We start from the raw sequence: 306 nt of genomic DNA, 5'->3' as shown, positions 1-306 counted from the left end.
GTCCTTCTCCGCCTGGATCGCGTGGAGCATCCGGGAGAACGTGCCGTCCAGCGCCCACCGGCGGAAACGGGTGTAGAGGGTCTGCCAGGAGCCGTAGCGTTCCGGCACGTCCCGCCAGGACGTGCCGGTCCGCAGCTTCCACACGATCCCGTTCAGCACCAGCCGGTCGTCCGACCGCGGACGACCGGCCACCCCCGAAGCGGGCAGAAACCGCGACAACACAGCCCACTCGGCATCCGAAAGCTCATGACGGCGCACCATGACCGACATGATCTCTCATCACTTGATCAGCTTTGAAGACGACCC

The 306-nt window shown here is 65.7% G+C and carries 1 protein-coding gene; it reads right to left on the bottom strand.

The genetic code is table 11. The annotated features are described in order from the left end of the window. On the bottom strand, positions 1–270 hold a 270-nt coding region (locus tag IF30_RS0140630), incomplete at its 3' end, for a transposase (RefSeq protein WP_158836011.1). Between the last annotated feature and the right edge of the window lie 36 nt (positions 271–306).

This window comes from Streptomyces sp. NRRL S-350 (genome assembly GCF_000719705.1).
Classification (GTDB): Bacteria; Actinomycetota; Actinomycetes; order Streptomycetales; family Streptomycetaceae; genus Kitasatospora.
Note: the sequence above shows the minus strand (reverse complement) of the source record. Positions and strands in the feature narration are given on the sequence as shown.